The organism is Agrobacterium sp. CFBP 3001 (genome assembly GCF_027871605.1).
In the GTDB taxonomy this organism is placed as follows: Bacteria; Pseudomonadota; Alphaproteobacteria; order Rhizobiales; family Rhizobiaceae; genus Agrobacterium; species Agrobacterium leguminum.
In genome coordinates this window covers 166,704-192,706 of sequence record NZ_JAQAHD010000003.1, presented here as the reverse complement: position 1 = coordinate 192,706, position 26,003 = coordinate 166,704, and the positions used below count along the sequence as shown (strand labels likewise).

The following is a 26,003-nucleotide window of genomic DNA, read 5'->3' as shown; positions in this document are numbered from 1 at the left end:
CCTTGCCGCCGTCCCTTTTATCAGCGGCCGGCGCCTCCTCCGCGCCGGCAACCCTCGATTACGGCGCGTCACCCCCGGTGAAGGCGGCGGAACGGCGCACGAATGTCTTGATGGCGAAATTGGACTGGATGCGCGACACGCCGGGAACCGTGGTCAGGAAATCCAGAAGCTCCTGATAATGCGGCAGATCCCGCACCATGGCGTGGATCAGATAATCCGAACTGCCGCTGGTCTGATAACCGCCCACCACTTCCGGAATGGAGGCGACATGGTGTTCGAAGGTCGTCAGCGCTTCCTTGATCTGCCGTTCCAGCGTGACGGAGATGAAGACACCCATATTGCCAAGCAGCCGGTTCTCATCGAACACGGCGGTATAGCCACGAATGATGCCTTCCTCTTCCAGCTTGCGCACGCGCCGCAGCGTCGGCGTGAAGGAAAGACCTATCCGCGCCGCCAGATCGCGCCAGCTCACCCGCCCGTCATCGCCGAGCACATGCAGAATCTTGCGGTCGAAACTGTCGAGCTCAATCATGGATCATTTGCTCTATGATATGACTAATTGTTGGATCAAAGATATCGCCAATCAAAAAACTGTCAATCAAAATAGCTTTGAAATGAATTCGAGATAGTGATAGCGTTCACCTCAGTCGCGGTCTGGAGGAGATTGTGATGACGGTCGTTCTCTCAAGCGGGAGAATGGCCAAGGGAGGTGAATTTGGCTGTGCATGACCCTGTCGTGATCGTTGGGGCCGCCCGTACTGCTATGGGTGGGTTCCAGGGCGAATTCAAATCGGTGGCCGCGCCCGATCTCGGTGCGGCGGCGATCCGCGCGGCCGTCGAACGGGCTGCGGTTCCACCCACTGATATTGACGATGTGCTGATGGGCTGCGTGCTTACGGCCGGGCAGGGGCAGGCTCCGGCCAGACAGGCGGCCATTGCCGCCGGAATCCCCAATACGATTGGCGCGACGACCATCAACAAGATGTGCGGCTCTGGCATGAAGGCGATCATGCTGGCGCATGACCAGATTTCGGCGGGAAGCTCTTCAATCGTGCTTGCGGGCGGCATGGAAAGCATGAGCAATGCGCCCTATCTCTTGGACCGCGCCCGCAACGGCTATCGTCTCGGCCACGGCAAACTCACCGATCATATGTTTCTGGATGGCCTCGAAGACGCCTATGACAAGGGTCGGCTGATGGGCACTTTCGCGGAAGATTGTGCTGAAGCCTACCAGTTCACCCGTGCCATGCAGGATGACTATGCGCTGACCTCGCTGGAGCGCGCCCGGCGTGCCATTGCTGAGGGGGCTTTCGAAGCGGAAATAGCACCCGTCGGGGAGATCTCGGTGGACGAGCAGCCGGGCAAGGCGAAGCCGGAAAAAATCCCGCAACTGAAGCCCGCCTTCCGCGATGGCGGAACGGTGACGGCGGCCAATTCCAGTTCGATTTCCGATGGCGCTGCCGCTCTCGTTCTCATGCGTCGCTCCGAAGCGGAAAGGCGGGGCCTGTCACCGCTGGCGACCATTATCGGCCAAACCTCTTATGCGGATGCACCCGCCGGATATCCAACGGCTCCCATCGGCGCGATGAAAAAGCTGTTCGATAAAACCGGCTGGGCGGCGAAGGATATCGATCTGTTCGAAATCAACGAGGCCTTTGCCGTGGTGGCGATGGCGGCAATGCGCGATCTCGATCTGCCGCATGAGAAGGTGAATGTGCACGGCGGGGCGTGTGCGCTCGGCCATCCCATCGGCGCTTCCGGCGCGAGGATCGTCGTCACATTGCTGGCCGCTTTGCAGCGCCAAGGGCTGAAGCGCGGCGTGGCCGCCGTCTGCATCGGCGGCGGCGAAGCAACCGCGCTCGGCATAGAGCGATATTAAGGGGAGGCGGCGATGATCCTGAACGAAGCCCAGCAGCAGATCAGGGGCATGGCCCGCGATTTCGCCCGCGAGCGGCTCGCCCCTGGGGCTGCTTCGCGTGACCGGGAAAGCCGGTTCCCGAAAGACGAACTGAAGGAGATGGGAGACCTCGGCTTCCTCGGAATGCTGGTCTCCGAGGACTATGGCGGCTCGGAAACCGGTGCCGTCGCTTATGCTCTGGCGCTGGAGGAAATCGCTGCCGGTGACGGGGCTTGTTCCACCATCATGAGCGTTCACAATTCGGTGGGTTGCGTGCCGATCCTGAAATTCGGCACCGAAGACCAGAAGCAGCGTTTCCTGCCTAAGCTGGCTTCCGGCGAATGGATCGGTGGTTTTGCGCTGACCGAACCGCAGGCCGGTTCCGATGCCTCCAACCTCAAGACCCGCGCCCGGCGCGATGGCGACCGATATATTCTCGACGGGGCGAAGCAGTTCATCACCTCGGGCAAAAATGGCGATGTCGTCATCGTCTTTGCCGTTACCGATGCGGCGGCGGGTAAGAAGGGCATCAGCGCCTTCATCGTGCCGACCGATACGCCGGGTTACGAGGTCATAAGGGTCGAAGAAAAGCTCGGCCTGCATTCATCCGATACCTGCCAGATCGCCTTTACCGAGATGGCGGTCCCAGTCGAATTGCGGCTGGGCGAAGAGGGGCAGGGGTATCGCATCGCGCTTGCCAATCTGGAAGGTGGGCGCATCGGCATCGCCGCGCAGGCGGTCGGCATGGCGCAGGCCGCCTTCGAGGCGGCGCGGGATTATGCGCGCGAGCGCAAGGCCTTCGGGCAGGCAATCGTGGAGCACCAGGCGGTGGCGTTTCGCCTTGCGGATATGGCGACGCGCATTGAGGCGGCGCGGCAACTGGTGTTGCATGCGGCGGCGCTGAAGGAGGCGGGAGAGCCCTGTCTTTCGGAGGCCTCGATGGCCAAGCTCTTCGCCTCCGAAATGGCCGAGCGCGTCTGCTCGGACGCCATCCAGATTCACGGCGGTTACGGCTACATGGCGGATTATCCGGTGGAGCGGATCTATCGCGATGTGCGCATCTGCCAGATTTACGAGGGGACCAGCGATGTCCAGCGGATGGTGATCGCGCGGAACCTTTGAGAGTTGTTTCGCGGTCTGGAGGAGATCGCGACGGGAGGAGTAGAATGGATATAACCGAAACGCCACGTCTCAGCCTGCATGTTCCCGAACCTGCGGTGCGGCCCGGCGGGGAGCCGGATTTCTCCAATGTGAAAATACCCAAGGCCGGTTCCGTGCCGCGCCCGGAGGTTGACGCCGCGCCGGAAAGCATGCGCGATCTTGCCTATTCCATCATTCGCGTCCTCAATCACCAGGGCGAGGCCGTCGGACCCTGGGCAGGGCTGCTTTCGGATGAAGACTTGCTGGTGGGCCTCAAAAACATGATGCGGCTTCGGGCTTTCGATGCGCGCATGCTGATGGCGCAGCGGCAGGGCAAGACCTCCTTCTACATGCAGCATCTGGGTGAAGAGGCGGTGAGCTGCGCCTTCCGAAAGGCGCTTTCCAAGGGCGACATGAATTTCCCGACCTATCGGCAGGCAGGGTTGCTGATCGCCGATGACTATCCACTCGTCGCCATGATGAACCAGATCTATTCCAACGAACTGGATCCACTGCATGGTCGTCAGTTGCCGGTGCTTTATTCCTCGAAGGAGCATGGTTTTTTCACCGTCTCCGGCAATCTCGCCACGCAATATGTGCAGGCGGTCGGCTGGGCGATGGCGTCGGCCATCAAGGGCGATACGAAGATCGCCGCAGCATGGATCGGCGACGGCTCGACGGCGGAGTCGGATTTTCACTCGGCGATGGTCTTTGCCTCCACCTACAAGGCTCCGGTCGTTCTCAACATCGTCAATAACCAATGGGCGATTTCCACCTTTCAGGGCATCGCGCGCGGCGGCTCCGGCACCTTTGCGGCGCGCGGGCTGGGCTTCGGCATTCCCGCACTGCGGGTCGACGGCAACGATTATCTCGCCGTTTATGCCGTGGCGCGCTGGGCGGTGGAACGGGCGCGCCGCAATCTCGGCCCGACGCTGATCGAATATGTGACCTATCGTGTCGGCGCCCATTCCACGTCGGACGATCCGAGCGCCTATCGTCCCAAGACGGAATCCGAGGCATGGCCGCTGGGCGACCCGGTTCTGAGGCTCAAAAAACACCTCATCCTGCGCGGCGTCTGGTCGGAGGAAAGGCACCGGCAGACGGAGGCGGAAATTGCCGATGAGGTGCTTGATGCGCAGCGCGAGGCGGAAAGCCACGGCACGCTGCATGAGGGCGGCAAACCGCCGAAAAAGGATATTTTCGAAGGCGTTTACGAGGAGATGCCGCCGCATCTCGCCCGCCAGCGCCAGAAGGCAGGATGGTAAGACATGGCAAGAATGACGATGATTGAAGCCGTCCGCAGCGCCATGGATGTGTCCATGGAGCGCAGCGACGAGGTCGTGGTGTTCGGCGAGGATGTGGGCTATTTCGGCGGCGTGTTCCGCGCCACGCAGGGGCTACAGGGAAAATACGGCAAGACCCGCTGTTTCGATGCACCGATCAGCGAGTCCGGCATTGTCGGCACGGCCATCGGCATGGCGGCTTATGGCCTGCGCCCCTGCGTCGAAATCCAGTTCGCCGATTACATGTATCCCGCCTATGACCAGATCACCCAGGAGGCGGCGCGTATCCGCTATCGCTCCAATGGCGATTTCACCTGCCCCATCGTTCTCAGAATGCCGACCGGCGGGGGCATTTTTGGGGGGCAGACGCACAGCCAGAGCCCGGAAGCGCTTTTTACCCATGTCTGCGGGTTGAAGGTGGTGGTTCCTTCAAATCCTTATGACGCCAAGGGGCTGCTGATCGCATCCATCGAAGACCCCGACCCGGTGATGTTTCTGGAGCCGAAGCGGCTTTATAACGGTCCCTTCGACGGGCATCACGACCGGCCGGTAACGCCCTGGTCCAAACACGAGATGGGGGAGGTGCCGGAAGGGCACTACACCATTCCCATCGGCAAGGCCGAGATACGCCGTCCCGGAAACGCTGTCACCGTCATCGCTTATGGCACCATGGTGCATGTGGCGCTGGCGGCGGCGGAAGAGACGGGTGTGGATGCCGAGATCATCGATCTGCGCAGCCTGCTGCCGCTCGATCTCGATACCATCGTGAAGTCCGTCTCCAAGACCGGCCGCTGCGTCGTGGTGCATGAGGCGACGTTGACCTCCGGCTTCGGGGCCGAAGTCGTGTCGCTGGTGCAGGAACATTGTTTTTATCACCTCGAGGCTCCCGTCGTCCGCGTTGCGGGCTGGGATACGCCTTACCCGCATGCGCAGGAGTGGGACTATTTTCCGGGACCTGCCCGTGTCGGGCGCGCCCTTGTCGAAGTCATGGAGGCCTGATTATGGCGGAATTTGTTCTCACGATGCCTGATGTCGGTGAAGGTGTGGCGGAAGCCGAACTGGTGGAATGGAACGTCAAACCGGGCGATCTCGTCCATGAGGACATGGTGCTGGCCGCGGTGATGACCGACAAGGCGACGGTGGAAATCCCGTCCCCGGTGGCGGGGGTCGTCACCTGGCTCGCCGTGACGGTCGGAAATACCGTGCCTGTGAAGGCGCCGCTCCTGCGCATCGAAACCGATGTCGCGGCCGCCGCTCCCAATGGCAGCGTGCCGGAAGCGGAAGCGCCCACCCAGATGACGGAAGCGCCTGCCGACATGACGGACACGCCACCACCTGTTGAAGCCCAGCCGACGGCGCGAGAGCCCGAGGAGGCGCCGCCGGCGCCCGCCGCCGAACCGCATCATAAACCGTTGGCGTCTCCCGCCGTTCGCCAGCGCGCCGACGATCTCGATATTGATCTCACCAAGGTCAAGGGCACGGGGCCGGACGGGCATATCACCCATGCCGATCTCGATGGGTTTTTAACGGTACGGGGTCGTCCGGACCGCCCTGAACCTGTAGCGCCGCACGATAGCGCCGTCGAGGAAGTGAAGATAACTGGACTGCGGCGCAAAATTGCCGAGAAGATGGTGCTTTCCGCCTCCCGCATTCCCCACATCACCTATGTCGAGGAAGTCGACGTGACCGATCTGGAGGATTTGCGCGCGACCATGAACGGCAATCGCCGTTCCGGGCAACCGAAGCTGACGATCCTGCCGTTTTTGATGCGCGCGCTGGTGAAAGCCGTTGCCGATCATCCCGGCATGAATGCCACCTTTGACGACGACAAAGGGGTCGTCAGCCACTATGAAGCGGTTCATATCGGCATCGCCACGCAGACGCCGTCGGGTCTCACCGTTCCGGTCGTGCGCCACACGGAAACGCTCGGTCTTTGGGAATGCGCGGACGAAGTCGCACGCGTCGCCGAAGCCGCCCGCACCGGCACGGCGCATCGGGAAGAGCTGATGGGCTCCACCATCACCATCAGTTCGCTGGGAGCCTTGGGCGGTGTGGTCTCGACACCCATCATCAATCACCCCGAAGTGGCGATCATCGGCGTCAACAAGATCATGACGCGTCCGGTGTGGGACGGGACGCGGTTTGTGCCGCGCAAGATGATGAACCTCTCATCGAGCTTCGATCACCGGGTTGTCGATGGGTGGGATGCGGCAGTCTTCATCCAGGCCGTCAAGGCATTGCTGGAGAAGCCCGCGCTTATTTTCATCGAGTGAAGGCGATCCGTGCTCCCTCATCCCTGTGCTCGTCACAGGGATCCAGCCAGCCCAAGTCTTTGGGCTGAAAGGACTCTCTCCACCGCGCAGACGCGCGTCGGCTGGATTCCTGGGACAAGCACAGGAATGAGGGCGTATTCGTGTCATGACAGCATTTCTTAGCCCGCGTTTTCGACCTTCACGGAACTGTTTCGCTGTCGGTATAGGCTTGCGTTCGTCATCTTCGGGTATAGAAGAGAAGAACGAGAAGCATGTTTTCTCATCATGATCATAGTGGCGGAAGAGGGCGCTCCGGTGCCCGGCGGTCCGCCCTCCGCCGGCAACCGAATGAAGAAGAAGGTCCTCCCATGAGCACTCCCAAACCCGTTGTCCTGACTATTCTCGATGGCTGGGGGCTGAACGAGGACACCTCCAGCAATGCGCCGGTGCTGGCGAATACGCCCACCATGGACCGGCTTTTCGCCACCTGCCCGAATGCGAGGCTCACCACCTTCGGCCCGAATGTCGGCCTGCCCACCGGGCAGATGGGCAATTCCGAAGTTGGCCACACCAATATCGGCGCCGGCCGCATCGTCGCCATGGATCTCGGCCAGATCGATCTGGCTATCGAGGATGGCAGCTTTTTCCGCAATGCGGCGATGCTTGATTTCGCCGCCACGGTGAAGGCCGCGGGTGGTGTGGCGCATCTGATGTGCGTCGTTTCCGATGGCGGCGTGCATGGCCATATCCTCCACGGCCAGGCGGCGGTGAAGCTGATGATCAGCCACGGCCTGAAGGTGGTGGTACATGCCATCACCGACGGCCGCGATGTCGCGCCGCAATCTGCTGAAGATTTTGTGGCGGCGCTGGTGGCAAGCCTGCCGCAGGGGGCAAGCATCGGCACGGTGATCGGCCGCTATTATGCGATGGATCGCGACAATCGCTGGGAGCGCGTCGAGAAAGCCTATGACGCCATGGTTCTGGCGAAAGGCGAACACGCGCGGGATGCGGTGAGCGCCGTTGCCCAGAGCTACAAAAACAACGTCACCGACGAATTCATCCTGCCGACGGTGATCGACGGCTATGAGGGCTTCAAGGCCGGCGACGGCCTGTTCTGCCTGAATTTCCGCGCCGACCGTGCCCGTGAAATCCTGCTTGCCATAGGGGCGGACGATTTCGATGGTTTTTCGCGCGAAAAGCCAGTCCTTTCGGCGCTGCTCGGCATGGTGGAATATTCCACCCGGCACAATGATTTCATGACCACGGCCTATCCCAAGCGCGATATCGTCAATACGCTGGGCGCATGGGTGGCGAAGCAGGGGCTTACGCAGTTCCGCCTTGCCGAGACGGAAAAATATCCGCATGTCACCTTCTTCCTGAATGGCGGCAAGGAAGAGCCGGAGGTCGGCGAAGACCGCTTCATGCCGAAATCCCCGAAGGTTGCGACCTACGATCTGCAGCCGGAGATGAGCGCGCCGGAAGTGACGGAAAAATTCGTTGAGGCAATCGGCAAGGGTTACGATCTGATCGTCACCAATTACGCCAACCCCGATATGGTCGGCCATACCGGCGATCTGCAGGCCGCAATCAAGGCCTGTGAAGCCGTGGATCGTGGGCTTGGTGCGGTCGTTGCCGCCCTCGAAAAAGTGGGTGGCGCTATGCTTGTCATTGCCGACCACGGCAATTGCGAAACCATGGTCGACCCGGTGACCGGTGGCCCGCATACGGCGCACACCACCAATCCGGTGCCGGTGATCCTTTTCGGTGGCCCGGAAGGTGCGAAGCTGCATGACGGCATTCTCGCCGATGTCGCCCCCACCCTGCTGCAACTGATGAATGTGCCGCTGCCGCCCGAAATGACAGGCAAAAGCCTCATCGACCTCTAATCACACGCAGTCGCGCGGGAGCGTTCCAGCCCCGCGCGACGGCCCGTTCCCCGCGCGCCGAACCAGCGTTTGCATTATGGCTGCTTTGCGTAGAGGCGGTCGTGGACCAGCATGCCGGCAATCATGGCGCTGACGAAAAGAACGACCGGCACAAGCCCGAGGGCGAGAGCCGATAGTGCCGGGCCGGGGCAGAAACCGGCAAGCCCCCAACCGACGCCGAAAATGGCCGAGCCTGTTATGAGCGGCCGGTCGATGCGGGTTTTTACTGGAAGGCTGAAATCCTCTGCGAGGACCGGTTTGGCGAGACGTCGGCTGAGCAGCACACCCGGCACGGCGACCATCACGGCACCGCCGAGAACGAACATCAGGCTCGGGTCCCAATGGCCGCTCGCCACGTCGAGAAAACCGGAAACACGGGCCGGATCGACCATGCCGGAGAGCGAGAGGCCGAAGCCGAACAGCGCTCCGGCGGCCAATGCCAGGACAACACGCGCCACGGCCGGATTTTTCATGACAGGGCTCCCACTATCGTCGCGACGCAAATGCCGGTGATCAGGAAGGTGGCGGTCGCGGCGATGGAGCGCCGGGAAAATCGCGCCAGCCCCATGATGCCATGGCCGGACGTGCAGCCGGAGCCCATGCGTGTGCCAAAACCCACCAGCAGGCCGGCAATGAGGATGAGCGGCCATGGTGAAACTATGGTGACGGCAGGCAGCCGGCCGAATGCGGCGGCGTGGATATAAGGCCCGGCCAGCAAGCCGGCGACGAAGGCGAGATCGGCAAGACGCCGCTCCCTGCCGAGCATTTTTCCCATTATCCCGCTGATGCCGGCAATGCGGCCGTTGAAAAGAAACAGCAGAATGCTGGCAAGACCGAGCAGCATGCCGCCGAAAAGAGAGGGCCAATAGGGGCTCACGGGGTCTCCTCCTCCGGCGCGCAGAATATGGTGTAAAGGGCCTCTATCAGTTGCGCCGCTTTCGCTTCGCTCAGTTGGTAGAAGATTTGCTTGGCGTCGCGCCGGGTTTCGACCACACCGGCTTCCCGCAGGACGCCCAGCTGCTGGGAAAGCGTCGGCTGGCGAATATCCAGCTTGACCTCCAGCTCGCCGACGGAAAATTCCCCCTGCGCCAGCGTGCAGGCGAGCATCAGCCGCGCAGGATGGGCAAGCGTCTTCAGAAGCAGCGCGACCTCGACAGCCCGCTCTTCCATGGCGGGGAGAGGGATTTCTGCAATATGCCGGGGCTTTTCCAGCGCGTTTTCCTTTACCATATGCTGCCCTCCAGCACGTCGAGCGGGAATTTCAGGTAACGTTTGCCATTCGCTTCCGGCTCCGGCAGGCGGCCGCCGCGAATATTGACCTGCAGGGCGTGGAGAATGAGCTTCGGCATCGGCAATGTGCGATCCCGCGCTTCCCTGAGGCGGATGAAGCCCTCCTCCGTCATGCCGGCAAGATGCGGATTGCTGCGTTTCTGTTCGCCGACCGTGGTTTCCCATTTAGGCGCGCGGCCGCCGGGCTGATAATCGTGGCCGGTGAAAAGCCGTGTTTCGTCGGGAAGGGCGAGAATGTCCTGGATCGACGCCCAGAGTTCCCTGGCGCTACCGCCGGGGAAATCGGCGCGCGCGGTGCCGGAATCGGGCATGAAAAGCGTATCGTGCACAAAGGCGGCATCACCCACCACATAGGTCACGGAAGCGAGCGTGTGGCCGGGCGAAAACAGCACGCGCGCTTCAAGGGAGCCGATATTGAACCTGTCGCCCGCCTCGAACAGCCGGTCCCATTGCGAGCCGTCGGTTTTGAAATCCGGCCAGTTATATTTCTCCTGCCAGAGCTTCTGTACGCCGGTGACTTTCGCGCCGATCGCCGTCTGCGCGCCGGTCTTCTGCTTCAGATAATGGGCGGCGGAAAAATGGTCGGCATGCGGATGGGTATCGAGAATCCATTCCACCGACAGACCCTGGCTCTCTACATAGTCCAGAATGGCGTCGGCATTCATCGTTCCGGTCGCGCCGGATTTCTCATCGAAATCACAGACCGGGTCGATAATGGCGCAGCGCCCGGTGGAGGGATCGGACACGACATATTGCACGCTCCATGTGCGCGGATCGAAGAATGCCTTGACGTGCGGAACCGCCGCAGCGCGCCTGTCCAGCCAGCGGGTGGCGCCGGAAAGGTCAAAGCCATGCGCCTTGCCGAAAACCTCGATATCGTCTCTTTCGATGCGCCCATCCAGCGCTTCCCCGAGAACATGAAGCGTGAGCGCGCGGGCGCCGCCCTTGCAATGGGCAAAAACAGGGCCTTCCGCTTCCGCCATTTTCTGCTGGAAGGCGCGGATATCGGCTTCGGTAATAGTAGGGCCGCTTACCGGGATGAAACCATAATCCATGCCCGCCGCGCTGGCGGCGCTTTTTTCCTGCGCATTGCCCGGCTGGCCGGGCTCTTCAGCATCAGGCCGGGCGTTGATGATGCTTTTATAACCCTGGGCGGAGAGCGATGGGAAATCGGCGATCATCGGCTGGCCCGCAACTGTCAGACGCTCGTTGATCTTCACGGCATTCATCGGCACCTCCTGTTGTAATAATTTAATATATATTATTATATAATGTATATTGTATGTTTGCAAGGGCGCGGACTGCCCTCGTTTCCGAATGTCTCCTGCCGTATTTTCAGGAAAGGTTCGGAAGGAAATCCTAGACACGGGATTTCTTCGTTTTGTGACGGGTGGGCGGAGATTGCCTGTATCGGACATGCAAAAACATGCCTTGCGCCCGAAATATTGGGGCACAAGGCATGTTCGCGAAAACCGGTTCGAATTCAGGCTCGCTTCAGACGGCGAGCCTGCGGCGTGTCGCCTTCCAGCCAAGACAGATGGCTGCAACAAGCAGAACCGTCTGGGCGACCACGAAGGGTGGCTCATTGCCGTTCGGCGCCAGGTTGTTGAGTGTTTCGACCTTGAGAAAAGCCTGAACGATCAACACGAACATATTGAGATAAAGGCTGATCGTGGCGGTGATCGTATAAATGATGCGCGCCCTGCCATTCAGACCGTATCCATAAAGCGCAACCAGTGCGATAGCCAGAACGAGGGTAGAAATGATGCCGACGCCGAGTGCCGGTGTGAAATTTCCGATTGGAAACAGGAAGCCGGTAAGTGTGGTGGCGAGCGTGGTGACGAGGAAAATCGCCATCATGCGGGGCATCCACCGCCCCGCCGCATAAGCGGGCAGGGCGATCAGTCCGGTGGCAATGCCGATGAAGCTTAAGCCCACATGCAATGCCGTGAATTGGGGAATTGTCAGTCCGAGGATCATGATACGTCTCCCTCTATTCGGTTTTGGCTGCACGATACCGGATGGCGGCAAGTGCATGCGACAGATTGGGCCTTAACGCCGCGCGCGCCGCAAGGAAATTTTCAAGATCGGCCGTATCCGGCAGGGAAGGAATGGTCAGCGCTTCGCCGAGGTCTAGACCGGCAAGGGCCGCATCCACCATGTCGTAAACATCCATCACCATGGCGGCCGGAATGGCATCGAGCCGTTCCTCTTCCCAGATCGCCGTGCGGGTGATGCCCGGCAGGACGGCCTGAACCCGCACGCCGGAGGGTGAAAGCTGCGCCTGCAGCGCCTCGGTGAAGGCAAGCACGAAGGCCTTGGTGGCCGGGTAGACGGCGGTGAACGCCGCCGGCATCAAAGCTGTGACCGGGGTGATGTTGATGATCGTGCCCCTGCCATCGGCGGCAAGGCGCGGTGCGATGGCTGCCGCGAGCCGGGTGACGGCAAGAATGTTGAGGTTGATCATCGTCGTCACATAGGCCGGGTCCAGCGCCGTGATTGCGCCCTCGCCGGCAATGCCGGCATTGTTGACGAGGCCGGTAATCCGCCGGTCCTCACGCAACCGCGCCTCCACCTTTTCGAGGTCTTCCGCCCTGGAAAGATCGGCGGAGAGAACCTCGACTGCGATATGATGATCCTTTTCCAGCTGTGCGGCGAGCGCCTTCAGCTTTTCGGCGCGCCGCGCCACGAGAATGAGATCATGGCCGCGTTTTGCCAGACGTTCGGCATAGACCGCGCCGATGCCGTCGGATGCGCCGGTGATGAGAAATGTATTCCGTGTCATGTCCGTGTCTCCTTTGTGCGGCGGTTTCAGGCGTTGATGAAGGCGAGAAGGTCGGCGTTGAACCGGTCCTGATGGGTCTGCGTCAGGCCATGGTCGGCGCCTTCATAGATTTTGAGGACCGCGTGTTTGACGATTTTGACCGTGGAAAGCGCGGATGCGCCGACCGGCACGATCTGGTCGTCATCGCCGTGCAGAACCAGCGTCGGTTTGTCGAAGGCCTTCAGGTCCTGATGGAAATCGCTTTCCGAAAAGGCGCGAATACTGTCGAGCTGACCTTTCAGGCCGCCCATCATGCCCTGCCGCCAGAATTCCTCGCGGATGCCTTCGGATATCACGGCGCCTTCGCGGTTGTAGCCGTAAAAGGGAATGGTCAGATCCTTGAAGAACTGGCTGCGATTGTCATAGGTGCCCTTGCGGATACCGTCAAAAACATCGATCGGCAGGCCGATGGCATTGCTTTCCGTCTTCAGCATCAGCGGCGGCACCGCGCCGATGAGGGCGATTTTCGCGACGCGGGCCGTGCCATGGCGGCCGATATAACGCGTCACCTCGCCGCCGCCGGTGGAATGGCCGACCAGAATGATGTCGTGAAGATCGAGCTGTTCGATCAGCTCGGCCAGATCGTCGGCATATTGATCCATGGTATTGTTATGCCAGACCTGATCGGAGCGGCCGTGGCTGCGCCGGTCATGGGCGATGGTGCGGAAACCGTTGTTAGCGAAGAACACCATCTGCGCATCCCATGTATCGGCGCTGAGCGGCCAGCCATGGGAGAAGATGATGGGCTGGCCGTCTTTGCGGCCCCAGTCCTTGTAGAAAATATGCGTTCCGTCTCTGGTGGTGATCGTTGTCATGGCTCTCTCTCCTGTTGCAGGGAGCTTGCTTGCGTCCCGTGGGAATAGAGATACTCTGGAGGCCGCCGGGGCTGGATTGGCGCTTCTGACAGAAAACGAGCCGAAACTGACAAAACGGGGTGTGGGGCGCATGGCAGGTGTAACGGGAAGCGCGCTGGAAGTGGGGTTGGTCCTCTATCGGGACTGTCAGATCGCCATGGTGCATGGCATCACCGATCTTTTCGCCATCGCGTCGGTATTTTCACAGGATCGCGGCGGGCCTAAATTGCGGGTCAGCCACTGGAGCATGGGCGAAGGCGGTGAATTTTCCCGCTGTCATGACACCGAGCCCGGCGGGCCGGGGCATCCCGATATCTTCGTTGTGCCGGGCCGGTTGACCGGGCCGGCCGAAATCGCGGAAGCCGAGCCTTACGCCCGCTGGCTGCTGGATCGCCATGCGCAGGGGGCGACGCTCGCCGCCAGTTGCGGCGGTTCCTTCATTGTCGCCGCGACGGGTCTTTTGTCCGGTCGCCCGGCCACTACCCACTGGTTGTTTGCCGAGCGGTTCCGCGAACGTTTTCCCGATATCCGGCTGGAGATCGACAAGATCGTCATCGAGGATGGCGATATCATCACGGCTGGCGGGTTGATGGCGTGGACCGATCTTGGCCTGCGCATCGTCGACCGACTGCTCGGACCTTCGGTGATGATCGAGACCGGAAAGTTCCTGCTGATCGATCCTTCGGGGCGCGAACAGCGTCATTATAGCAGCTTTGCTCCAAGGCTGACGCATGGCGATGAGCCGATCCTGAAGGTGCAGCACTGGCTGCAGGCCCGCGCCGGGCGGGCGACGAGCGTTACCGACATGGCCGGCCATGCCGGGCTGGAGGAGCGGACCTTCCTGCGCCGCTTCAAGGCGGCCACCGGCATGAAGCCCATCGAATATGTTCAGCATCTGCGGGTCGGCAAGGCGCGGGAATTGCTGGAATTCACCCGCCGTTCGGTCGATCAGATCGCCTGGTCGGTGGGCTATGAGGATTCAGCCGCCTTTCGCCGGGTGTTTCACCGTATTCTTGGCCTCTCACCGGGTGAATATAGGAGCCGCTTTTCCAGCAGTTCGGCCATGGCTGCAGCGTGAGGGCGGCCATTCGTCCCGGTGGTGCGCAGGCCCGGCCCTTGCAATGTAGCGGACGTTTGCTAACATGCCAGACAAGTTTAAAACAGGTGGGCCGGAATGGACGTTGAGAGCAGCACGAAGCAGGGGGTATCGCTCGCGGCGAAAATCAGTTCGGCATTACGGCGGGATCTGTCGGAGGGTGTGTTCCGCCCCGGCGACCGTCTTCCAAGCGAAAGCGAACTGACGCGTGAATATTCCGTCAGCCGAACCGTGGTGCGCGAGGCCATCGCCATTCTGCGCGCCGATGGCCTTGTTGAAGCGCGCAAGGGCGCGGGTGTTTTTGCTGTCGAAGTAAAACCGGCCAAGGAGCTGCCCTTTAACGATCTGGCCGTCGGGCGAATTTCCTCGGTGATCGAATTACTGGAATTGCGCACCGTTTTCGAGGTCGAATCCGCCGGGCTTGCGGCATCGCGCCGTTCCGCCGTGCAGGTGGAGGCGATTGTGGATGCGCATCGGCGCGTTGGTGATTGTCTCGCCGCCGGCCTGCCGACGCGGGACGCCGATTTCGAGTTCCATCTGGCCATTGCACAGGCGACGCAGAACAGGCGGTTTCCAGAGTTTCTTCAGCTCATTCGCTCCGGCATCATTCCCCGCGGCGAATTGCAGGGTGCGGCGCCCGGGTCGCGTCCGAAGGACTACAACCTGCATCTCCAGGAGGAGCATGCGAAGATCGTTGACGCCATCATCGAAGGCGATGCCGATGCCGCCCGCCAATATATGGCGGCGCATCTGCGCGGCAGCCTTGAGCGCTACAAGGTGCTTCTGCGCTCCCGCACAGCGGTGGAGTGATCCCGACCATATATCAATGGTTTACGCAGTTGCCCGCCGATAGAAGGCCAGCCCAATCCCAATGCAACCGCGCCGACCAGGATGAAACCCGAGAGAGCAGCGCCGGCCATGCCGATCATGGCGCGGCGTATTCCGAATCTCCAGCCATTGGCAAGCGCCAGCAAAGGGTGGGGCCGGGTGTTGCAATTCCGATAATGGCGGCCACGGCAAATGCCAGAAGCGTCATGTCAGCCATATTTTCCTCCCCCTGAAGTACGCACCTTATTGGTATCATAGCCAGGGACAGGTATCGGCGCATTCCGCAAGGCCGAGAATACAGGCTTTTGCGGTTGCGGCAACGCAGGCCCTTTTCCCCAAAAAAACGAAAGCGGGGTGAGTCCCGTCCGAAATTCCACCCCGGACACATATTTCGGAACCTCGTCCAATACGGATTTCGCTGGCATGCGCTTGACAGTCTCCAACACCTGTGACAACTTGCCGATAGTTGTCAGACAGGATTGCGCCCTGGTCACTTGCGCGGTCGATCTCTGGCAAGGGAGGAATCATGTCAAAAAGACGCCTTTCGCTATATGGCCTGTCCGGCCACATCGGAAGTATTGCGGTTACGCTGCTTGGATTGCTGCTGCTGACCTTTTTTATCGGCCGCCTGATGCCCGCCGATCCCGTGCGGGCGATCGTAGGCGAGGATGCGACGCGCGAAACCTATGAACAGGTCTATCACGCGCTCGGTTTCGACCGTCCGCTGTGGCAACAGTTCTTCTATTATCTGGGAGACGTGTTCACCGGCGATTTCGGAACCTCGATCCGCACCGGGCGTCCGGTCATCGAAGACATCATCAGGGTCATGCCGGCGACGATGGAGCTGGCGACCTTCGCGATCCTGATCGGCGCCGGCCTCGGCATTCCCATGGGCGTTTATGCCGCCGTCAATAAAGACCGCTGGCAGGATCATCTGGTGCGGGTGCTCAGCCTGTTCGGCCATTCCATGCCGATCTTCTGGACTGGCATGATCGCGCTGATCGTTTTTTACGCCCATCTCGGCCTTGTCGGCGGCGGTGGACGCATGGACCAGTTCTATATCGGTCTGGTCGAGGAGCGGACGGGCTTTCTGCTCATCGACAGCCTGCTTGCGGGCGATATGGAGGTCTTCTGGTCGGCCATCAACCACCTCATCCTTCCCGCCGCTTTGCTCGGTTATTCCTCCTCGGCCTATATCACCCGCATGACGCGCAGCTTCATGCTGGACCAGCTGGGCCAGGAATATGTGACGACCGCTCGCGTTAAAGGCCTGTCGCAGCGGCAGACGGTGTGGCTGCATGCTTTCGGTAATATCCGCGTGCAGCTCGTCACCATCATTGCGCTTGCTTACGGCTCGCTGCTGGAAGGGGCGGTTCTCATCGAGACCGTCTTCGCCTGGCCGGGTTTCGGGCAATATCTCACCAGCAATCTTATTATCGGCGACATGAATGCCGTGATGACCTGCGTGCTTATCGTTGGCGTCATCTTTATCGGGCTCAATCTCCTGTCCGACATTCTCTACCGCTTTTTCGATCCGAGGACCCGCTGATGACGGCCCGTACAGAAACCTCCTTCCGCCTTCCGGTGCCCTTGAATGCGCTGAAGAACATCGTGGTTTTCCTCCTGAAAAGCCCGACATCGGCCTTCGGTTTGGCTGTGCTGCTGCTTCTGGTCATCGCTGCGATTTTCGCGCCCTGGCTTGCGACGCATGACCCCTACGCGCAGGATCTCGCCAATACGCTGAAGGCTCCGGGTAATGGCCACGTCTTCGGCACGGACGAGTTGGGGCGCGATATCTACAGCCGCCTTCTCTGGGGCGCACGCATCACACTCACCATCATCTCGCTGGTCTCGATCATCGTCGGTCCCGTTGGCCTTCTGGTCGGCACGGCCTCCGGTTATCTCGGCGGCAAGTTCGATACGGTGATGATGCGCATCACGGATATCTTCCTGTCCTTCCCGAGCCTCATCCTGTCGCTCGCCTTCGTCGCAGCGCTCGGCCCGAGCCTCAACAATGCGATCATCGCCATTGCACTCACCTCCTGGCCGCCGATTGCGCGCCTTGCCCGCGCCGAAGCCATGACTTTTCGCAAGGCGGATTATATTGCCGCCGCGCGGCTTCAGGGCGCATCGACGCTGCGCATCATCGTCAAGTCGATCATGCCCATGTGCCTGCCCTCGGTCCTCATCCGCCTGACGCTAAACATGGCGACCGTCATCCTCACCGCCGCCGGCCTCGGCTTCCTCGGCCTCGGCGCGCAACCGCCGCTGCCGGAATGGGGGGCGATGATCGCCACCGGCCGGCGTTACATGCTGGATAGCTGGTGGCTCGTCACCTTCCCCGGCATTGCGATCCTCTCCGTCAGCCTCGCCTTCAATCTCCTCGGCGACGGCCTGCGGGATGCGCTCGATCCGAAGCAGATGAACCGGAGATAGGGCCATGGAAAAACCAATCCTCGACGTCGAAAATCTCCGTATCCGTTATGGCGGCTCGCCGACTGAGGCGGTGCGCGGCATCTCCTTCACCCTTGGCCGGGAACGGCTCGGCATCGTCGGTGAAAGCGGCTCGGGCAAATCCACCGTCGGTCGCGCCCTGCTGCGCCTCCTGCCGTCGGCGACGATCACCGCCGACAGGCTGGATTTCGATGGTCTCGATCTTCTCTCGCTTGATGAGAAGGAGATGTTGAAGGTTCGCGGCCGGCGCATGTCGATGATCCTTCAGGATCCGAAATTCTCCCTCAACCCCATCCGCCGGGTCGGCGACCAGGTGACGGAGACTTATCTGCGCCACTTCAAGGCTTCGAAAGCCGAGGCCCGGGAAAAGGCGCTGGCCATGCTCGATGCGGTGAAAATCCGCGATGCCGCCCGTGTTTACGAACAATATCCGCATGAGATTTCCGGCGGCATGGGCCAGCGTGTCATGATCGCCATGATGCTGCTTGCCGATCCCGATCTCGTCATCGCCGATGAGCCGACCTCGGCGCTCGATGTGACGGTGCGGCTGCAGGTGCTGAATATTCTCGACGGTCTCGTGCGTGATCGCGGCATCGGCCTCATCATGATCAGCCACGACCTTAATCTCGTGCGGAATTTCTGCGACCGTGTGCTCATCATGTATTCCGGCCGGGTGGTGGAAACGCTCGCCGCACGCGATCTCGATCAGGCGCAGCACCCCTATACGCGCGGCCTGCTGGCGGCGCAGCCGCGTATCGGCGGCTCGCGTGCGCCGCTTGCGGTGCTCGATCGCCGCCCCGAATGGCTGGAGGAGAACGTATAATGGCCGTTTCCGTTGAAACTCGCGATCTCTCCATCACCTTCGGCAGCGGCCATACGGCGCTGAAAGTGCTGCCTTCCGTATCCTTCCGCGTCGAGCCGGGCGAGTGCTTCGGGCTGGTCGGCGAAAGCGGATCGGGCAAATCCACCGTGCTTCGCTGCGTCTCCATGCTCAACGATTTCTGGACCGGCGATATCCTCATCGACGGCAGGTCGGTGCGCGATATGCCGCTGATCGAGCGGTGCCGCATGCTGCAAATGGTGTTTCAGGACCCCTACGGATCGCTGCATCCGCGCCAGTCCGTGCGCACCGTGCTTTCGGAATCGCTTGCGATCCATAAGCTCGGCGACCGGGAAGAGCGGATGCGCAAGGTCATCACGGATGTCGGACTGCCCATCTCTTTCCTCGACCGCTTCCCGCATCAGCTTTCCGGTGGCCAGCGGCAGCGCGTGGCGATTGCCCGGGCGCTGATCCTCGAACCGTCGCTGCTGCTGCTAGACGAGCCGACGTCTGCGCTCGATGTCTCGGTGCAGGCGGAAATCCTCAATCTCCTCCAGCGCCTGCGGGAAGAGCGTGGCTTCACCTATATCATGGTGACTCACGATCTCGCCGTCGTCGATCACATGTGCGACCGCTTCGCGGTGATGCTGCGTGGTGAAATCACCGAAATTCTGCCGCGCGAGGCTATCGCCGGCAATGGCGCGACGCATCCCTATGCGCGCGAACTGATCGGCGCCTCGCTGGAATATGAAGGCGCGTGACGGCTCCAAGACCGTGACCGTCCTCCTCCGGGACGTCACGGATAATAACATCCTCCTTCCTTGCCCGGCCTCCCTGCCGGGCATTTTTTTGGAATGGCTACGGCGGGGATGGCGGGCCGCCAATTACGCATAGGCTACTGACATAGTGCGAGACCCGCCTTCCGTCATGCCGGACTAGATCCGGCATCCAGCCACGGCGCGTCTGCGCCGTGAGAGGAGTCTTACGCGATCAAGGACTTGATCGCACTAGACCCCGGATCTAGTCCGGGGTGACGGAGTGAGGAGGCTTCGCTTGCGCCTGACACATTGGCTAAGTGGGGCTTTGTTACAGCAAAAAGGCGCGGTGTTAGCCGCGCCTTTTCCTGAGTAACCGCTGTGTCGGCGAATTACCGCTCCTTGCTCACCTCTTCAAACCGCGAAAGCCAGGGGCTGACGATCATGCCCTTGACGTCACTGCGGAAGGCGGCGGTGTCGATGACTTCGGAGAAGGGCTGAATGGACATGACGATCTCGTCCATATAGCCCTGCAGCTCCTCATAAAGCTTCGTCTGTTTCGCCGCGTCGCGCTCGACAAGCGCTGCCTCGATCATCTTGTTCAGCTTCTCATCGAAGAAGCTGGTGCGCCAGCTCTGGTAATTGGTGAGCTTGGCATCATCGGCATTGTTGGGATTATAGGCGATGGAGCGCAGGTTGTTGTCCGGGTGCGGCTGCTGGCCGCCGCCGCCGCGGCCGAGCAGCAGTTCGAAATTCCGCTCGCGCATGGCGCCATAGATCTGGTCGCCGGAGCCGCTGATCAGCTCGGCTTGAATGCCGGCCTGCGCCAGCGTGTTCTGGATCGCCGTTGCCGCCTTCATGAAGGGGTCTTCCGAAAGCACGCGCAGCGTGGTCTTGAAACCGTTAGGATAACCGGCCTCGGCCAGAAGCGCCTTGGCTTTTTCGATGTCGAGCTTGTAGCCCTGATCCGGCAGCGTGCCCATGACGCCAGTGCTGAGGTAGCGCTGATGCAGCTTGCCGTAATAGGGCATGACCGCCTTGTCGAGACCGTCGTAGTCGATCAGGTAGCGCAGGGCCTCGCGCACCTTCTTGTTGGCGAAGCGCTCATCCTTCATCGAAACGCTGAGGTAATAAAAACCGGAGCCGGGTGTGGATTCGATGGTGACGGCCTTGTCGGCCTCAAGCGATTTGAGGTCCGGGGCCTGAAGGGAATAGGCAACGTCGATATCGCCTTTTTCCAGCATCAGCCGCTGCGATTGCGATTCCGGCAGATGGCGCATCAGGATGCGCTTCATTTTTGCCTTCTCACCCCAATAATCGTCGTTGCGGGTGAGGATGATATATTCGTTGGATTTCCACTGCGTCAGCTTGAAGGGGCCGGAGCCGGCGGAATTCAGCGTCAGCCATGCGCCGCCCAGATCGCCGTCCTTCTCGTTCTCAAGCGCCGTCTTGCTGTCGATGATCGAGCCGGGGCCGTTCTGCGCAAGGATCATCAGCAGAAGGTTGGGATCGTCGGGCTTCGGGATATTCAGCACGAAGGTCTGGTCGTTTTCGGCAACGAAGAGCTTGTCGGCCTCTTCCAGCTTGAAGCCGCGGGTTTTCAGGAAGGAGGATTGCGCCAGGTTGCGGGCAAGCAGCCGCTTTAGGCTCCACGCCACGTCCTTTGCCGTCACGGCATTGCCGGAAGCGAATTTGGCATCGGCGCGCAGATGGAAACGAATGGATTTCCGGTCTTCGGCAATCTCCCAGCGTTCGGCAATGCGAGGCTGAACGCTGCGATCTTTCGGGGAAAGCACGACCAGCGTGTCATAGACATTGTTCAGCACCTGCACGGTCTCGCGGCCGGTAATGGCGGCGGGATCGAGGGTGAGGATATTGCTCATGGTCGTGGCGACGATGAGCTGGTCCTTCGGCGTTTCGGCAAAGGCGCTGAGCGGCATGGCGCCGATCAGCAGGGCGCCAAGTGCTGCGGTTGCAAGAAAATGTTTCATCTTTCCTCCCAATACGGCCGGTTCATACGGCCTTTCCACGTTTTGATCCACACGCCCGGTTCCTCCTCGGGCGTCGCAGGATCAGCCAAGAATCTCTCTGACCGGAGCTGCTAGCGCCCGGCCGATTGCCGCCGTTGCCGGCGCGTCCAGATGCACGCCATCCACCGGTGAGGCGCTGGCAACCGACCCGGCATCGAAAAAGGCATGTCCAAGTTCGGCGGCGAGTTTGCGGTAAAGCGGCGCAAGCCTGAGCGATTGCCCGATGTCCCGCCCACCCGCGGGCTCTCCGCCGGGGCCCGCGACGCAGGGCGGCGGGGAGACGATCAGCAGTTTTGGAACGGCCTCACGCGGTTTGTAAATGAAGGTCTCGACAATCTGCGCCAGCCGCCGCATGCCGGAAACAGCGGCTTCCGCACGCCCGCCATGCACCGGTTTGATATCGTTGGTGCCGAGCATGACGATGACGAGATCGAGTGGCATGTGGCAGGACAACGCGACTTCAAGCGCCCGCGCGCCATTGCGGCAGGCCGGGCCGGCATGGTCATCGTAGCAGGTGGTGCGCCCGCCAAGCCCTTCCGGATGAACCTTCGCCTTTCCGGAAAGCTCCGCCTCCAGCACCTCCGGCCAGCGGTGTTCGGCGGGGTGCCGCAGACCCGTTGCCGGGTCCGCGCCCCAGGTGAGGCTGTCTCCGAAGGCGAGCACCGTTTTCATCGCCCCTTACCTCACCCGATTGTTGTCGATGAAGGTAAAATCGATGTCCTCGCCAAGGCCCGGCCGGTCAGGGACATGCACGAAGCCGTCGCGATCCATCGGGTCCGACAGCGATTTCAGATAATCGTGGCCGTCATCATATTCGAGGAAGGGGTGCAACAGGCCGCGCTCATACCAGCGGCAATTCTTGGTGGCGGCGACAACATGAAGGTTCATGGCGGTATTGCCATGCACCTCGCATTCCATGCCGAAGGCTTCAGCCAGATGCATGGTCTTCAGCGCCGGGGTGATGCCGCCGACATCGTTGACGCCGGTGCGCAGAATATCGCAGGCGCCGGATTTGATCCATTCGGCCCGGTGCCAGTGCTTGCCGGCCGCACTTTCGGGGCCGACGACCGGGATATCGAGATTGTCGGAAAGCCATTTGTAGGAGGACAGAGATTGCTCATCCATCGGCTCTTCGATCCAGTCGAAGCCGAGTTTTTCGAGGCCACGCCCAAGCGCCAGCGCATCGGTGCGGGAATACCAGTGGAAGGCGTCGATCATCAGGCGAATATCGGGGCCGACCGCCTCGCGCACGGCCGCGCAGGCCTTGAGGTCCATCTTCACATCCGGCGCCCAGCTGACCGGGGGCATCCATGTGTGCAGCTTGATGCCCTTATAGCCGCGCTTAACGAGTGTTTCGGCAAAGCGGCCGTAATCTTCCGGAGTCGCCAGCCCGCCTTCAAGCTCGTCGCCGCACATGATGGAGCCATAGGCCAGCACTTTGTCGCGATAACCGCCGATCAACTTGTATACAGGTTGGTTGAGCGAGCGGCCGGCAAGGTCCCAAAGCGCGCAGTCCACCACCGCCAATGTGCGGTCGGTCAGCTGCGCGGCCGAACCACGCTGCCAATGGGCAAGGTCCTGCCACAGTCGTTCCCGGTCGCGATGGTCCTCGCCGATCAGGACTTTCTTGACGAATTTTTCGATGACATGCGGGCGAACGATCTCCGGCGCGGTGAAGGAGTGGCCTTCCTGTCCATCTTCCGTGCGGATGGTCAGCATGGCCTGTTCCACCTGATGCGCCGGCCCCGGATGCGCGTGACCGGCGCTGTCCGAGTGGCGACGGGTCGTCGTGCGGAAAACACGGACCTCGACGTCGGTGATGATCATAATTCCTCCCTCATGCAGGTATGGCAGCGTTTGTGATTGCTGCAATGTCATACATGTATGTGTTATTTGTCAACATGTATGATAATCTGTATTACATGTTGGTGCGGAAAATCAAGGCCATTTGCGCATCGTGTTGCACAGCTCTTCAATGTGAGAGGGCGACTGAGGGATATCTTGCCATTCGGAGAAGAAGGTCCAGCGGGAGGCGTGAGCGCGGCCTATTCCAAAGGAGGGGTGGTAATCCATAATTTTAGTAGACTATTGAATCGCGCAATGATCTTTCAACAAAGGCCGGGACTATAAACGAACATGCCGTGCCAGCCGTGCCTGTCATCATGCATTCTACATGGGTATGCGCCGCATTGAACGGCTGTCCGGAACGGGGATGGCTGCATCTGCGCTGCTGAGCTTCAACAGTCATTTCCGGATGTACAGCCATGCCTCTTTCCCATATCTCCCAATTTGCCTTTCTCGTTCCCGGCAATTATCAGGACGACGATCCGGCACGAGGGCTGGAAGAAACCCTGCGGCTTTTCGAAACCGGAGAGGCGCTGGGTTATCACAGCGCCTGGGTTCGCCAGCGCCATCTGGAACGGGGCGTGTCATCGGCGGCGACTTTCCTCGCGGCGGCATCGCAGCGCACGAAACGGATCGGCCTCGGCACCGCCGTCATTCAGCTTGGTTACGAAAATCCCTTCAGGCTGGCGGAAGATCTGGCCACCGTGGATGTCCTGTCGCGCGGGCGGTTGAATGTCGGGGTTTCGGTGGGCGCGCCACCCTTCGCCCATCTTATTTCGGATTATGTCGATACGGTTCCCGATGCCGATTACAGCCATGCCCGCGCCGAAAAGCTGGCAAGGGCCCTGCGGTCGGAACCGCTATCCAGCGAGACGGAAGCGGGTAATGCGGCCGGCGCGCAGGTGCCGCGCCTGCGTCCAGTCGCCAGGGGGCTGACGGACCGGCTATGGTATGGCGGTGGATCGCAGAATTCCGCGCTTTGGGCGGGGAAGGCAGGCTTCAATCTTCTGACGGGCAATATCGTCAGCGGCGAAAATACCGATGATTTTCTGACCGCGCAGGCGGCGCTGGTCAGCCGCTTCCGGCAGGAATGGGCGCATGAGCGCCAGCCGCGTGTCGCTCTTGGCCGCGTGATCCTGCCGACCGATAGCGCGAGCCCCGCGACCCGCCGCCGTTACAAGGAATTCGCCGCCGAGCGTGACAAGCGCACGACCACGCCGCATGGCGCGCGCCGCACGCTTTTCCTGCCCGATATCGTTGGAACGACGGACGAAATTCTGGAGAGACTGTCGCGCGATCCCGTTCTGCCGCACGTCTCGGAATTCCGCCTCGAACTGCCCTATGAATTCCAGCCGGAAGATTATCGCCAGATCGTCACGGATTTCGCCTCCGTCCTGCCGCAGCTCTCAGGCGGGCAGCCGGTTTTGAAAGTGGCGACGGGCCAATAATATGTTCCGTTCCCGCCATTCCCGCCTCATGCGGGAGGGGCGGGAGATCGACATTTGCGATAGCGCCACCGCTGCTATTCAATCTGGATAAGGCAGGCCATAGCGGTCGCGGATCGTCGCGCCTTCATATTGGCGCGGGTAAACACCCCGATCCTGAAGCACCGGCACGACCTTTTCGACGAATTCAGCAATGTCGTCGGGTGCTCGCGGCGGCTGCAGGGTGTAACCACCCGGCCTGCTGGGTCTCGTCACGGCTGAAAAGGATGGCGGCTGGGGCGAGGGCATGGAAACGGCACATGCCGTCATTACGGCCATTGCAAAAGGCGATCCGTCGACCGCCCTCATCCTTGCCATGCATTACAGCGTTCATGCCGCGATACGGCGCGGCAAGTGGCCGGCAGCACTTGCGGCAAGGGTACTGGCCGCCAATAGCAGGGAACCGGCGCTCCTGAACAATGCGCAGGCGGAGCCGGGTGTCGGTTCGCCGGCCCATGGCGGCCTGCCGGAAACGACGGCGCGGATCGAGGGCGATTTCTGGGTAGTCAATGGCCGCAAGAGCTTCGTCACCGGCCTGCCGGGCCTGAAATGGGCGATCGTGCTTGCCGTGACGACGGAAGAGACGCCGCGCCTCATTCAGCTTCTTGTTCCTCTCGATGCGGCTGGCATCGCCCAGGAAAAAGCATGGGAGGCGACCGGCATGTATGCCACAGCCAGCCATGATCTGGTGCTGGAAGACGTGAAGGTGCCGCTTGCCGATATCGTCGCCGAGCAGCCGGCGGATGAGCCACTGCGGCGCGATGAAGCGGACGGGTATAATTTCTTCGTTCTGCTGGCCTCCGTCTATCACGGTGTCGCGCTTTCGGCGCGGGACGATTTGTTGCGCCATCTGAATGGCCATGTTCCGGCAAGCCTTGGCGCACCGCTGTCCTCCATCCCCCGCATTCAGGAAGGTCTCGGCCAGATCGAGGTGCTGCTGGCGGCGAACCGACGCCTCCTTCTCTCCGTCGCCCGCGATGTCGATGCGGGGGAGAGGGTGGGAACCGATGCACTGGCCGTTCGTCATGTGGTTATCGACAATGCCGTGGGGGTGACTGATCTGGCGCTGGAGCTTGGCGGCAATCGCGGCCTGCGCCGGGATTACGACCTTGAGCGCCATCACCGCGACGCCATAACGGCAAGGGCGCATGCGCCGCAGAGCCATATGATCCGAACGATTCTCGGTCGTCAGAGCATCAAGGCGGCGGGCGGCTGAAAGCAAAAGG

At 61.1% G+C, this 26,003-nt stretch carries 24 protein-coding genes and 3 pseudogenes; 14 read left to right on the top strand and 13 right to left on the bottom strand.

Translation table 11 applies throughout. The features are described from left to right. Positions 1–58: 58 nt before the first annotated feature. Positions 59–532, bottom strand: coding sequence for an Lrp/AsnC family transcriptional regulator (locus tag PH605_RS06270; RefSeq protein ID WP_035221263.1), 474 nt, complete (start codon positions 530–532; stop codon positions 59–61). Between the two features lie 231 nt (positions 533–763). Between PH605_RS06270 and PH605_RS06265 the strand changes: the two genes are divergently transcribed. From PH605_RS06265 to gpmI, 6 genes are all read left to right on the top strand, one after another. Continuing rightward, positions 764–1,879, top strand: coding sequence for an acetyl-CoA C-acyltransferase (locus tag PH605_RS06265; RefSeq protein WP_236781177.1), 1,116 nt, complete (start codon positions 764–766; stop codon positions 1,877–1,879). A gap of 12 nt (positions 1,880–1,891) precedes the next feature. Beyond that, positions 1,892–3,019, top strand: a complete 1,128-nt coding sequence (locus tag PH605_RS06260; RefSeq protein ID WP_142844694.1) for an acyl-CoA dehydrogenase family protein — start codon at positions 1,892–1,894, stop codon at positions 3,017–3,019. Between the two features lie 44 nt (positions 3,020–3,063). Next, positions 3,064–4,302 (top strand): 3-methyl-2-oxobutanoate dehydrogenase (2-methylpropanoyl-transferring) subunit alpha, encoded by a 1,239-nt coding sequence (locus tag PH605_RS06255; RefSeq protein WP_142844693.1) that lies wholly within the window; start codon positions 3,064–3,066, stop codon positions 4,300–4,302. 3 nt (positions 4,303–4,305) lie between these two features. Continuing rightward, positions 4,306–5,319, top strand: coding sequence for an alpha-ketoacid dehydrogenase subunit beta (locus tag PH605_RS06250; RefSeq protein ID WP_142844692.1), 1,014 nt, complete (start codon positions 4,306–4,308; stop codon positions 5,317–5,319). A 2-nt stretch (positions 5,320–5,321) separates the two neighbouring features. After that, positions 5,322–6,593: a dihydrolipoamide acetyltransferase family protein gene (locus PH605_RS06245; protein WP_142844691.1), complete on the top strand. Its 1,272-nt coding sequence runs from the start codon at positions 5,322–5,324 to the stop codon at positions 6,591–6,593. Between the two features lie 347 nt (positions 6,594–6,940). After that, positions 6,941–8,458, top strand: a complete 1,518-nt coding sequence (gene gpmI / locus PH605_RS06240) for a 2,3-bisphosphoglycerate-independent phosphoglycerate mutase (RefSeq protein WP_080857374.1) — start codon at positions 6,941–6,943, stop codon at positions 8,456–8,458. A 74-nt stretch (positions 8,459–8,532) separates the two neighbouring features. Here the strand turns inward: gpmI and PH605_RS06235 are convergent, their stop codons facing one another. The 7 genes from PH605_RS06235 to PH605_RS06205 all read right to left on the bottom strand — a co-directional run bounded on the left by PH605_RS06235 (position 8,533) and on the right by PH605_RS06205 (position 13,426). Next, positions 8,533–8,970 carry a YeeE/YedE family protein gene (locus tag PH605_RS06235; protein WP_078053452.1) on the bottom strand — a complete coding sequence of 146 codons (438 nt, stop codon included), beginning with the start codon at positions 8,968–8,970 and terminating at the stop codon, positions 8,533–8,535. Next, on the bottom strand, positions 8,967–9,374 hold the full coding sequence (locus PH605_RS06230; protein ID WP_142844690.1) for a YeeE/YedE family protein: 408 nt from the start codon (positions 9,372–9,374) through the stop codon (positions 8,967–8,969). Before PH605_RS06230 ends, PH605_RS06235 begins: the two co-directional genes overlap by 4 nt. Further along, on the bottom strand, positions 9,371–9,727 hold the full coding sequence (gene bigR, locus PH605_RS06225; protein ID WP_078053453.1) for a sulfite-sensing transcriptional repressor BigR: 357 nt from the start codon (positions 9,725–9,727) through the stop codon (positions 9,371–9,373). The genes PH605_RS06230 and bigR overlap by 4 nt, the downstream gene beginning before the upstream one ends. After that, positions 9,721–11,016, bottom strand: a complete 1,296-nt coding sequence (gene blh / locus PH605_RS06220; protein ID WP_142844689.1) for a bifunctional sulfur transferase/dioxygenase Blh — start codon at positions 11,014–11,016, stop codon at positions 9,721–9,723. The genes bigR and blh overlap by 7 nt, the downstream gene beginning before the upstream one ends. Positions 11,017–11,281: 265 nt before the next feature. After that, a complete protein-coding gene (locus tag PH605_RS06215) occupies positions 11,282–11,767 on the bottom strand; it encodes a hypothetical protein (RefSeq protein ID WP_003524730.1) in 486 nt (161 codons plus the stop codon). A gap of 13 nt (positions 11,768–11,780) precedes the next feature. Continuing rightward, entirely contained in the window at positions 11,781–12,572 is a 792-nt protein-coding gene (locus PH605_RS06210; RefSeq protein ID WP_142844688.1) for an SDR family NAD(P)-dependent oxidoreductase, read from the bottom strand. 26 nt (positions 12,573–12,598) lie between these two features. After that, the gene (locus PH605_RS06205) at positions 12,599–13,426 is read right to left on the bottom strand and encodes an alpha/beta fold hydrolase (protein WP_065657145.1); all 828 of its coding nucleotides are present in this window, start codon (positions 13,424–13,426) and stop codon (positions 12,599–12,601) included. Between the two features lie 130 nt (positions 13,427–13,556). Here PH605_RS06205 and PH605_RS06200 point away from each other — a divergent pair, with 130 nt between their 5' ends. Continuing rightward, entirely contained in the window at positions 13,557–14,543 is a 987-nt protein-coding gene (locus tag PH605_RS06200; protein WP_142844788.1) for a GlxA family transcriptional regulator, read from the top strand. 96 nt (positions 14,544–14,639) lie between these two features. Then, complete coding sequence (locus tag PH605_RS06195; protein ID WP_035261197.1) at positions 14,640–15,371, top strand: FadR/GntR family transcriptional regulator; 732 nt, start codon at positions 14,640–14,642, stop codon at positions 15,369–15,371. Positions 15,372–15,421: 50 nt separating this feature from the next. On the opposite strand, the pseudogene PH605_RS06190 reads toward PH605_RS06195, so the two are convergent. Beyond that, positions 15,422–15,606, bottom strand: a pseudogene (locus tag PH605_RS06190) (LysE family translocator); the annotation flags it as partial. 309 nt (positions 15,607–15,915) lie between these two features. Here PH605_RS06190 and PH605_RS06185 point away from each other — a divergent pair. From PH605_RS06185 to PH605_RS06170, 4 genes are read left to right on the top strand one after another with little or no spacing between them, the layout of a single operon-like run. Next, positions 15,916–16,938 (top strand): ABC transporter permease, encoded by a 1,023-nt coding sequence (locus tag PH605_RS06185; RefSeq protein WP_142844687.1) that lies wholly within the window; start codon positions 15,916–15,918, stop codon positions 16,936–16,938. Then, on the top strand, positions 16,938–17,825 hold the full coding sequence (locus PH605_RS06180) for an ABC transporter permease (RefSeq protein WP_142844686.1): 888 nt from the start codon (positions 16,938–16,940) through the stop codon (positions 17,823–17,825). The genes PH605_RS06185 and PH605_RS06180 overlap by 1 nt, the downstream gene beginning before the upstream one ends. A gap of 4 nt (positions 17,826–17,829) precedes the next feature. After that, a complete protein-coding gene (locus PH605_RS06175) occupies positions 17,830–18,666 on the top strand; it encodes an ABC transporter ATP-binding protein (protein ID WP_065657147.1) in 837 nt (278 codons plus the stop codon). Further along, on the top strand, positions 18,666–19,424 hold the full coding sequence (locus PH605_RS06170; RefSeq protein ID WP_065657148.1) for an ABC transporter ATP-binding protein: 759 nt from the start codon (positions 18,666–18,668) through the stop codon (positions 19,422–19,424). The genes PH605_RS06175 and PH605_RS06170 overlap by 1 nt, the downstream gene beginning before the upstream one ends. 386 nt (positions 19,425–19,810) lie before the next feature. Here PH605_RS06170 and PH605_RS06165 read toward each other — a convergent pair whose 3' ends face one another. The 3 genes from PH605_RS06165 to PH605_RS06155 all read right to left on the bottom strand — a co-directional run bounded on the left by PH605_RS06165 (position 19,811) and on the right by PH605_RS06155 (position 23,275). After that, positions 19,811–21,409 (bottom strand): ABC transporter substrate-binding protein, encoded by a 1,599-nt coding sequence (locus PH605_RS06165; RefSeq protein WP_142844685.1) that lies wholly within the window; start codon positions 21,407–21,409, stop codon positions 19,811–19,813. Between the two features lie 81 nt (positions 21,410–21,490). Next, entirely contained in the window at positions 21,491–22,120 is a 630-nt protein-coding gene (locus tag PH605_RS06160; RefSeq protein ID WP_142844684.1) for an SGNH/GDSL hydrolase family protein, read from the bottom strand. 6 nt (positions 22,121–22,126) lie between these two features. Further along, positions 22,127–23,275 carry a mandelate racemase family protein gene (locus PH605_RS06155; protein ID WP_065657151.1) on the bottom strand — a complete coding sequence of 383 codons (1,149 nt, stop codon included), beginning with the start codon at positions 23,273–23,275 and terminating at the stop codon, positions 22,127–22,129. Between the two features lie 437 nt (positions 23,276–23,712). Here PH605_RS06155 and PH605_RS06150 point away from each other — a divergent pair, with 437 nt between their 5' ends. Then, the gene (locus PH605_RS06150) at positions 23,713–24,741 is read left to right on the top strand and encodes an LLM class flavin-dependent oxidoreductase (RefSeq protein WP_142844683.1); all 1,029 of its coding nucleotides are present in this window, start codon (positions 23,713–23,715) and stop codon (positions 24,739–24,741) included. 78 nt (positions 24,742–24,819) lie between these two features. On the opposite strand, the pseudogene PH605_RS06145 reads toward PH605_RS06150, so the two are convergent. Next, positions 24,820–24,969 (bottom strand): annotated as a pseudogene (locus PH605_RS06145) (NtaA/DmoA family FMN-dependent monooxygenase); the annotation flags it as partial. 4 nt (positions 24,970–24,973) lie between these two features. On the opposite strand from PH605_RS06145, the pseudogene PH605_RS06140 reads away from it, so the two are divergent. Further along, positions 24,974–25,993 (top strand): annotated as a pseudogene (locus PH605_RS06140) (acyl-CoA dehydrogenase family protein); the annotation flags it as partial. Positions 25,994–26,003: the final 10 nt, after the last annotated feature.

Coding starts and splice junctions, on each gene's coding strand:
- PH605_RS06185 (WP_142844687.1), top strand. CDS start 15,916: ATGTCAAAAAGACGCCTTTCGCTATATGGCCTGTCCGGCCACATCGGA.
- PH605_RS06215 (WP_003524730.1), bottom strand. CDS start 11,767: ATGATCCTCGGACTGACAATTCCCCAATTCACGGCATTGCATGTGGGC.
- PH605_RS06155 (WP_065657151.1), bottom strand. CDS start 23,275: ATGATCATCACCGACGTCGAGGTCCGTGTTTTCCGCACGACGACCCGT.
- PH605_RS06265 (WP_236781177.1), top strand. CDS start 764: ATGGGTGGGTTCCAGGGCGAATTCAAATCGGTGGCCGCGCCCGATCTC.
- PH605_RS06200 (WP_142844788.1), top strand. CDS start 13,557: ATGGCAGGTGTAACGGGAAGCGCGCTGGAAGTGGGGTTGGTCCTCTAT.
- PH605_RS06195 (WP_035261197.1), top strand. CDS start 14,640: ATGGACGTTGAGAGCAGCACGAAGCAGGGGGTATCGCTCGCGGCGAAA.
- PH605_RS06245 (WP_142844691.1), top strand. CDS start 5,322: ATGGCGGAATTTGTTCTCACGATGCCTGATGTCGGTGAAGGTGTGGCG.
- blh (WP_142844689.1), bottom strand. CDS start 11,016: ATGAATGCCGTGAAGATCAACGAGCGTCTGACAGTTGCGGGCCAGCCG.
- PH605_RS06210 (WP_142844688.1), bottom strand. CDS start 12,572: ATGACACGGAATACATTTCTCATCACCGGCGCATCCGACGGCATCGGC.
- PH605_RS06160 (WP_142844684.1), bottom strand. CDS start 22,120: ATGAAAACGGTGCTCGCCTTCGGAGACAGCCTCACCTGGGGCGCGGAC.
- PH605_RS06235 (WP_078053452.1), bottom strand. CDS start 8,970: ATGAAAAATCCGGCCGTGGCGCGTGTTGTCCTGGCATTGGCCGCCGGA.
- PH605_RS06165 (WP_142844685.1), bottom strand. CDS start 21,409: ATGAAACATTTTCTTGCAACCGCAGCACTTGGCGCCCTGCTGATCGGC.
- PH605_RS06250 (WP_142844692.1), top strand. CDS start 4,306: ATGGCAAGAATGACGATGATTGAAGCCGTCCGCAGCGCCATGGATGTG.
- PH605_RS06180 (WP_142844686.1), top strand. CDS start 16,938: ATGACGGCCCGTACAGAAACCTCCTTCCGCCTTCCGGTGCCCTTGAAT.
- PH605_RS06270 (WP_035221263.1), bottom strand. CDS start 532: ATGATTGAGCTCGACAGTTTCGACCGCAAGATTCTGCATGTGCTCGGC.
- PH605_RS06205 (WP_065657145.1), bottom strand. CDS start 13,426: ATGACAACGATCACCACCAGAGACGGAACGCATATTTTCTACAAGGAC.
- PH605_RS06150 (WP_142844683.1), top strand. CDS start 23,713: ATGCCTCTTTCCCATATCTCCCAATTTGCCTTTCTCGTTCCCGGCAAT.
- PH605_RS06175 (WP_065657147.1), top strand. CDS start 17,830: ATGGAAAAACCAATCCTCGACGTCGAAAATCTCCGTATCCGTTATGGC.
- PH605_RS06255 (WP_142844693.1), top strand. CDS start 3,064: ATGGATATAACCGAAACGCCACGTCTCAGCCTGCATGTTCCCGAACCT.
- PH605_RS06170 (WP_065657148.1), top strand. CDS start 18,666: ATGGCCGTTTCCGTTGAAACTCGCGATCTCTCCATCACCTTCGGCAGC.
- PH605_RS06260 (WP_142844694.1), top strand. CDS start 1,892: ATGATCCTGAACGAAGCCCAGCAGCAGATCAGGGGCATGGCCCGCGAT.
- bigR (WP_078053453.1), bottom strand. CDS start 9,727: ATGGTAAAGGAAAACGCGCTGGAAAAGCCCCGGCATATTGCAGAAATC.
- gpmI (WP_080857374.1), top strand. CDS start 6,941: ATGAGCACTCCCAAACCCGTTGTCCTGACTATTCTCGATGGCTGGGGG.